The sequence below is a fragment of the Burkholderia stagnalis genome, assembly GCF_902830275.1.
In the GTDB taxonomy this organism is placed as follows: Bacteria; Pseudomonadota; Gammaproteobacteria; order Burkholderiales; family Burkholderiaceae; genus Burkholderia; species Burkholderia stagnalis.
Genome location: NZ_CADESW010000049.1, coordinates 1 through 6,104 on the forward strand (window position 1 = coordinate 1; position 6,104 = coordinate 6,104).

The window sequence follows — 6,104 nt, forward strand, 5'->3', positions numbered from 1 at the left end:
CAGTTCCGGGTCCAGGTTCAAGCCCTTGCCCGGTTCAATCGTCACTTCTTCCTTGCGTTTGCGTGGCATAACGTGGCTCCTTGGCCATCAGTTTATGCCTCACACACAAACATTCGGATAGGCTCGGCCTCGGGCTCGCCGACAAGGGCCTCAGGCCTCTGAGCGGCACCCGGGACGACCGAAAGCAAACCAAGACAGCTTCGTTCGCGATCGGTTCGCGACACACGCTTGACGACATCACGAATGCGGCCACTTGTTCAGCATTGCCTTAACTTCACTGATCCATGCGATACGCGCGCAATTAATGGGCGTTCCGCCTCGTCAAACCCCCGCCTACCTTCGGAGACAGTTCCCTATCAAACTCCTGACGTCTCGGGACTCAGCAGCACCGCAATTCCACGGCCCCGTCGTTCGTGGCGTACTGGAACATAGATCGCATGAGAGCATAATGTTCGTAGAAGGCATCGTCCTTGAACAACCGTGCACGCTGGTCCCACGTATCGAAGTCGGCAACAAGCTTCGCTGAAGCGATTTTCCCGATAGTCCCGGTATGTCGTCCGTAGAGAATGAGCTCACGAAATGGTCCTGGCCCATTTGCGCCAGGATTCTGCCAGTGGTAGCCGACCAAGCGGGCTAGGCCATTGAGCCAGTCCCAATACTCGCGCCGGTTGTCGCTGACTCTGAACCACTGTTCCTCCTCGAACTCGTAGCTGGCTCCAACCTCCAATCCCTCTACATTCTGAGGGCAATCTGGATTGCCGACCGCAACTACAATATCCTCCGAGCACGAGTCGTCGGGCGAAATTTCCGTGCTATCAGAAACAGAATGAACAGCCAGCTTCTTCAGCCCCTTCCACGCTACGAAATAGACTCCCATACAACTCCGTAAGTGTAGATACCAAGCCCACCGCTTGGTTGAGCGCGTCGGGCGATCCGGCGCACCTTTGATCTTTCATGTACTCGCGTCCGGTTCAGTCGATGCTTCACCGGCTCACCATGCACTGCTACCTCGAAAGCGAGTTTCATATAGCGAGCAGCTCGCGTTACGTCGACACGGTCGGGCGCTCTCCGCTCGTGTGGATAAGGAATGCGCGGCCAGCGGCCGCGCATGTCAGAATGTTCACAACATGGCCTTTCAACCGAGCCACACGCCTCCTACTCCATTAGCGTTTCTCACAAATACCGGCTTCCTAACCAACGGCTCCTGTTCGGCGAAATTGGCGTATTGCTTGGTCAGCAGCGCACAGGCAAACACATGCTGCAACGGAACGTGGTCAATGTCCGTGGTCGCTTGTTGCTGAATAACCCCGGTCACCAGCCCTGCCATTTCATTCAAGAAAACCTTGCCTACGATTTTTACAATTTCGCATACCGAATATTTGATAATTAACCAATCACCCCTGCGTAGTGGTATAGCGCCAAATCACCGCATGCCGAGTGGTTGATGCTCACGACCCGCAGCGAACACGTCTCGAGATCCACGAGCAAGAATCTTGAAAGCTTCCGGTCCGCAAATGGTGCTGCGTCGCACCATGTTTTATCGCGTTACCGCGGACTTTGTTGCACTCGAACAGCGGTTCTTACGTTCCCGCAGACTTTGTTGTACACCCATACTGGCCGCGATCCGCGCGACCGCCGGCCCGAACGGCGCGCTGCTCGTCGTCAAGAACTACACGGGCGACCGGCTCAACTTCGGCCTCGCCGCCGAGCTCGCACGCGCGGAAGGCATTCCGGTCGAGACGGTCATCGTCGCCGACGACGTATCGCTGCGCGATCGCGTCGAGCGCGGGCAGCGACGCGGGATCGCAGGCACCGTCCTGATCCACAAGCTCGCCGGCGCGGCCGCCGCGCTCGGGCTGCCGCTCGCCCGCGTCGCCGCGATCGCGCGCGAGGCTGCGGCCGATCTCGGCACGATGGGCGTCGCGCTCGACGGCTGCACGATTCCGGGCGCCGAGAAGTCGGGCTTCAGCCTCGCCGACGACGAGATCGAGCTCGGCCTCGGCATCCATGGCGAAAAAGGTGTCGAACGCAAGACGCCGCAGCCGGCCGACGCGCTGGTCGACACGCTGCTGTCGAGCATCGTCGCCGATCTCGTCCTCGACGCCGGCGAACGGGTCGCCCTGTTCGTCAACGGTCTCGGGGCCACGCCCGACATGGAGCTGGCGATCGTGCTGCGCGCCGCGTACGACAACCTGAGCCGGCGCGGCATCGCCGTCGAACGCGCGTGGGCCGGCACGTTCCTGTCGGCGCTCGACATGCCCGGCTGCTCGATTTCCGTACTGCGACTGAACGACGAGCGCGAAAAGCTGCTCGATGCGCCGACGCAGGCGCGCGCGTGGCCGGGCGGCGGCGCCGTCAACCCGCAGATCCGGGTGGCCGCCGCGGAAACACGCGATGCGCCGCCGGCACCGCTCGACGTCAGCGGCCGCGCATGGGCCGCGCGCCTGCAGCCGGCGCTGCACGCAGTCGCGCGCGCGCTGATCGACCACGAAGCCACGTTGACGGAACTCGATGCGGCGGCCGGCGACGGCGATCTCGGCGCGAGCATGCATCGGGCCGCGCAGGCGATCCTCGCGTTGCCCGAAGCCGCGTACGGCACGCCGGCGGGCGCGCTCGCGGCGCTGGGCGCCGCGTTGCGGCGCGCGATCGCAGGCAGTTCGGGGCCGTTCTATGCGACCGCGCTGCTGCGTGCGTCGCGCCGGCTTGCCGACATCGCCGAGCCGTCGACACGCGAGTGGGCCGCGGCATTCCGCGGCGCGGTGGAATCGATCGGCGAGCTGGGCGGTGCGCGCGCCGGCGACCGGACGATGCTCGATGCGCTCATGCCGGCCGTCGACGCGTTCGACCGTGCGCTCGATGACGATCGGGACGGCGCTGCCGCATGGGCGGCGGCCGTCGAAGCCGCCGAACGCGGCGCGCAGGAAACGACACGCATGACGCCGCGCGCGGGACGCGCGAGCTATCTGGGGGAACGCGCCATCGGCACGCCCGACGGGGGCGCAGTCGCGGTCGCGTACTGGTTGCGAGCGTTGCAGCCGCACGTGCGGTGAGCCGCGACGCAGGCGGGCTCATCGCCCGCTTTGACGTATGGTGCGCGCGGAGACGAGACTCATCTTGTGCGCCTGTTCCCAGCTTGCCGCCGAGCCGCACAAGGCCGAGCCGAAGCGTCACGTAAACGCACTGTGGCTCGTGAACAAGGCCAAGTCGGACAGCTCCGCGCGCACCGGCGCATTTTCCAGCGCTACGCCTAGACGCCGGCATCGCACAGCCGTGGCCGGATGCCCCTTGCCTGCGCTACACACAGTAGCGCCCAAGTTCCTCCCGTCGACCTACCCCTTGGGGCGCGCCCGTCTTTGCACGTGCGCGCACAGCGCGCTCCTCTTCCCCCTACCATCGACTGCCAACCCAACACTCCCGCGCGCTACTAGAAATCCCCGATAGCAAATAAAAACCAGAAAATAAATTCAAAAAAATACAAATATCACGCCACAACGCGAATTCATCAATTTGAATCGCCAATAAATTTATTTTATTGGCACCACCCAACTCGACCTCCTAGCCTTTATTGTGCTCTGCAATACACAATTGACCAGAATAGTTTAAAACACTCGATAATCCACAAAAATCATTTCCAAATCCGCCACCCCTATTCAACATCCAATTAATCGACCATATATTCCAGATCGATCAGACGTCGGCACCCTATTCAGCCAGGCAGCACTGAACCGTGCATCATCCGCATCACAACCCAAGCAATCCACTCATTCATCAAGGAAAGACCATGAGAAAACTCGCGACCATCGTCGTTTCGGTCATGATGCTTGCTGCATCCTCGTACGCCTCTGCGGAATCGCTTTGCAAGGCAGGCAAGATCGACAAGATCGAAACCGATACGAGCGGCAACCTGCTCGTCACCATCAGCGACGGCATTTACTCATTCAGCGCCAAGGAAGTTTTTCCGATCATCTATTCCGCATATTCCGAAAATAGAAACCTCTTTATTTACGGAAACAACTGCGCGAACGGATCGGCGGCAAGCCGCTTCGCGATTCGATAAGCCGGCCGGAAATCCGGCCATCGGCATCTTTTACAATCAGCGCTTTATCTGATATTCGGCCGACCGGAATTTGCCGGTCGGCCCTGTCTGTTTTAAATTGCACTGATGCACCGCAGCATTACAATGCCCATGCGCATGCGAACGATGCCGCCGCGCGGACGATCCTTCCGCGACACGGCCCATTGCCGTCCCGCGCGATGCCGGCGCAGCGCCTTGCGCGTCCGCACCGGAATGCCGCTTATTTCTTCTCCGGCTCCGACGAGCCCGGCTGCTTGAACGGGAACGAGCTGAACATCGATTTCGCCTGATTCTGCATCTGCTCCTGCATCTGCACGAACATGTTCTTCGATTGCTCGATATAGCTCGTCATCATCCCCTGCATCATCGGCGCCTGCATGTTCATGAACTGCGACCAGATCTCCGGATTCATCGCATTGTTCTCGTACAGGTTCTTCGACTGGTCGGCGAGCTTGTTCTGGATGTCGATGAACGCCTGGATGTTCTTCTCCAGGTAGGTGCCCATCATGCCCTGCATCGCATGCCCGTAGAAGCGGATGATCTGCGACAGCATCGACGACGAGAACATCGGCACGCCGCCGCTTTCCTCTTCGAGAATGATCTGCAGAAGGATGCTGCGCGTCAGGTCTTCGCTCGATTTCGCATCGACGACCTTGAAGTCCTCCTGGTCCAGCACGAGCTGCTTCACATCGGTCAGCGTGATGTATGTGCTTGTCTCGGTATCGTAGAGCCGGCGGTTCGGATACTTCTTGATGAGCCGTTCGGCCGTTTTCTTTGTAGTAGTCATGTAACGCCTTTAAGTGCCAGCGTAGCGCAGTGACAAATCCCCGCCGCCCGAAAGACGGGTTGCGGGGCCCCTTGGGAAACGCCGAACCGCGCGGCCGCCCGGCCCGCGCGGTTCGCGGTCTCAGCCCATGTGCAGGCCGCCGTTCAGCGAGAAGTCTGCGCCCGTCGCGAAACCCGAATCGTTCGACGCGAGCCACGCGACGATCGAGCCGATCTCCTCGGGCGCGCCGAGACGGCGCACCGGAATCGTCGCGACGATCTTCTCGAGCACGTCAGGGCGGATCGCCTTGACCATGTCGGTGCCGATGTAGCCCGGCGACACGGTGTTGACCGTCACGCCCTTCGTCGCGACTTCCTGTGCGAGCGCCATCGTGAAGCCGTGGATGCCGGCCTTCGCGGTCGAATAGTTGGTCTGGCCGAACTGGCCCTTCTGGCCGTTCACCGACGAGATGTTGATGATCCGGCCCCAGCCGCGCTCGACCATCCCGTCGATCACCTGTTTCGTCACGTTGAACAGGCTCGTCAGGTTGGTGTCGATGACGGCCGTCCAGTCCTCGTGCGTCATCTTGCGGAACACGACGTCGCGCGTGATGCCCGCGTTGTTGACCAGCACGTCGATCTCGCCGACCTCGGCCTTGACCTTGTCGAACGCTTCCTTGGTCGAGTCCCAGTCGCCGACGTTGCCTTCCGATGCGATGAAGTCGAACCCGAGCGCCTTCTGGTCCTCGAGCCACTTCACGCGGCGCGGCGAGTTCGGGCCGCAGCCCGCGACCACCGTGAAGCCGTCCTTCACCAGGCGCTGGCAAATGCTGGTGCCGATGCCGCCCATACCGCCCGTTACGTAAGCAATTCGCTGAGACATAAATCTCACTCCATTTTCTTGGTTTCGAGAGTTGCCGAGCGGCGCCCTCTGACTACACGCGGCGCCTGCGCGGCATACTGCCCGGCAGGCGCCGAGAGACGATTACGGACGCTCGACCGCGAGCGCGACGCCCATCCCGCCGCCGATGCACAGCGACGCCAGCCCGCGCTTCGCATCGCGCTTGACCATTTCGTGCAGCAGCGTCACCAGGATCCGGCAGCCCGACGCCCCGATCGGATGACCGATCGCGATCGCCCCGCCGTTCACGTTCACCTTCGACGTGTCCCAGCCCATCTGCTTGTGCACCGCCAGCGCCTGCGCCGCGAACGCCTCGTTGATCTCCATCAGGTCCAGGTCGCCCGGCGTCCAGCCCGCGCGCTC

5 protein-coding genes and 2 pseudogenes are annotated in these 6,104 nt (G+C 61.6%); 2 read left to right on the forward strand and 5 right to left on the reverse strand.

The window, feature by feature from the left end; all coding sequences use genetic code 11:
* Window positions 1-379: 379 nt before the first annotated feature.
* Both HWY45_RS36005 and HWY45_RS36010 read right to left on the reverse strand, forming a co-directional pair.
* Window positions 380-877: a hypothetical protein gene (locus HWY45_RS36005; RefSeq protein ID WP_063895631.1), complete on the reverse strand. Its 498-nt coding sequence runs from the start codon at window positions 875-877 to the stop codon at window positions 380-382.
* Between the two features lie 258 nt (window positions 878-1,135).
* Window positions 1,136-1,336: a hypothetical protein gene (locus HWY45_RS36010; RefSeq protein ID WP_175038525.1), complete on the reverse strand. Its 201-nt coding sequence runs from the start codon at window positions 1,334-1,336 to the stop codon at window positions 1,136-1,138.
* A gap of 274 nt (window positions 1,337-1,610) precedes the next feature.
* Here HWY45_RS36010 and HWY45_RS36015 point away from each other — a divergent pair.
* A pseudogene (locus tag HWY45_RS36015) lies at window positions 1,611-3,050 on the forward strand (dihydroxyacetone kinase family protein); the annotation flags it as partial.
* A 731-nt stretch (window positions 3,051-3,781) separates the two neighbouring features.
* Entirely contained in the window at window positions 3,782-4,057 is a 276-nt protein-coding gene (locus HWY45_RS36020; protein WP_059880843.1) for a hypothetical protein, read from the forward strand.
* A gap of 238 nt (window positions 4,058-4,295) precedes the next feature.
* On the opposite strand, the gene phaR is transcribed toward HWY45_RS36020, so the two are convergent.
* From phaR to HWY45_RS36035, 3 genes and pseudogenes are all read right to left on the reverse strand, one after another.
* On the reverse strand, window positions 4,296-4,862 hold the full coding sequence (gene phaR, locus HWY45_RS36025) for a polyhydroxyalkanoate synthesis repressor PhaR (protein ID WP_059562023.1): 567 nt from the start codon (window positions 4,860-4,862) through the stop codon (window positions 4,296-4,298).
* Window positions 4,863-4,982: 120 nt separating this feature from the next.
* Window positions 4,983-5,723: a 3-ketoacyl-ACP reductase gene (locus tag HWY45_RS36030; protein WP_059562026.1), complete on the reverse strand. Its 741-nt coding sequence runs from the start codon at window positions 5,721-5,723 to the stop codon at window positions 4,983-4,985.
* Window positions 5,724-5,825: 102 nt separating this feature from the next.
* Window positions 5,826-6,104 (reverse strand): annotated as a pseudogene (locus tag HWY45_RS36035) (acetyl-CoA C-acetyltransferase); the annotation flags it as partial.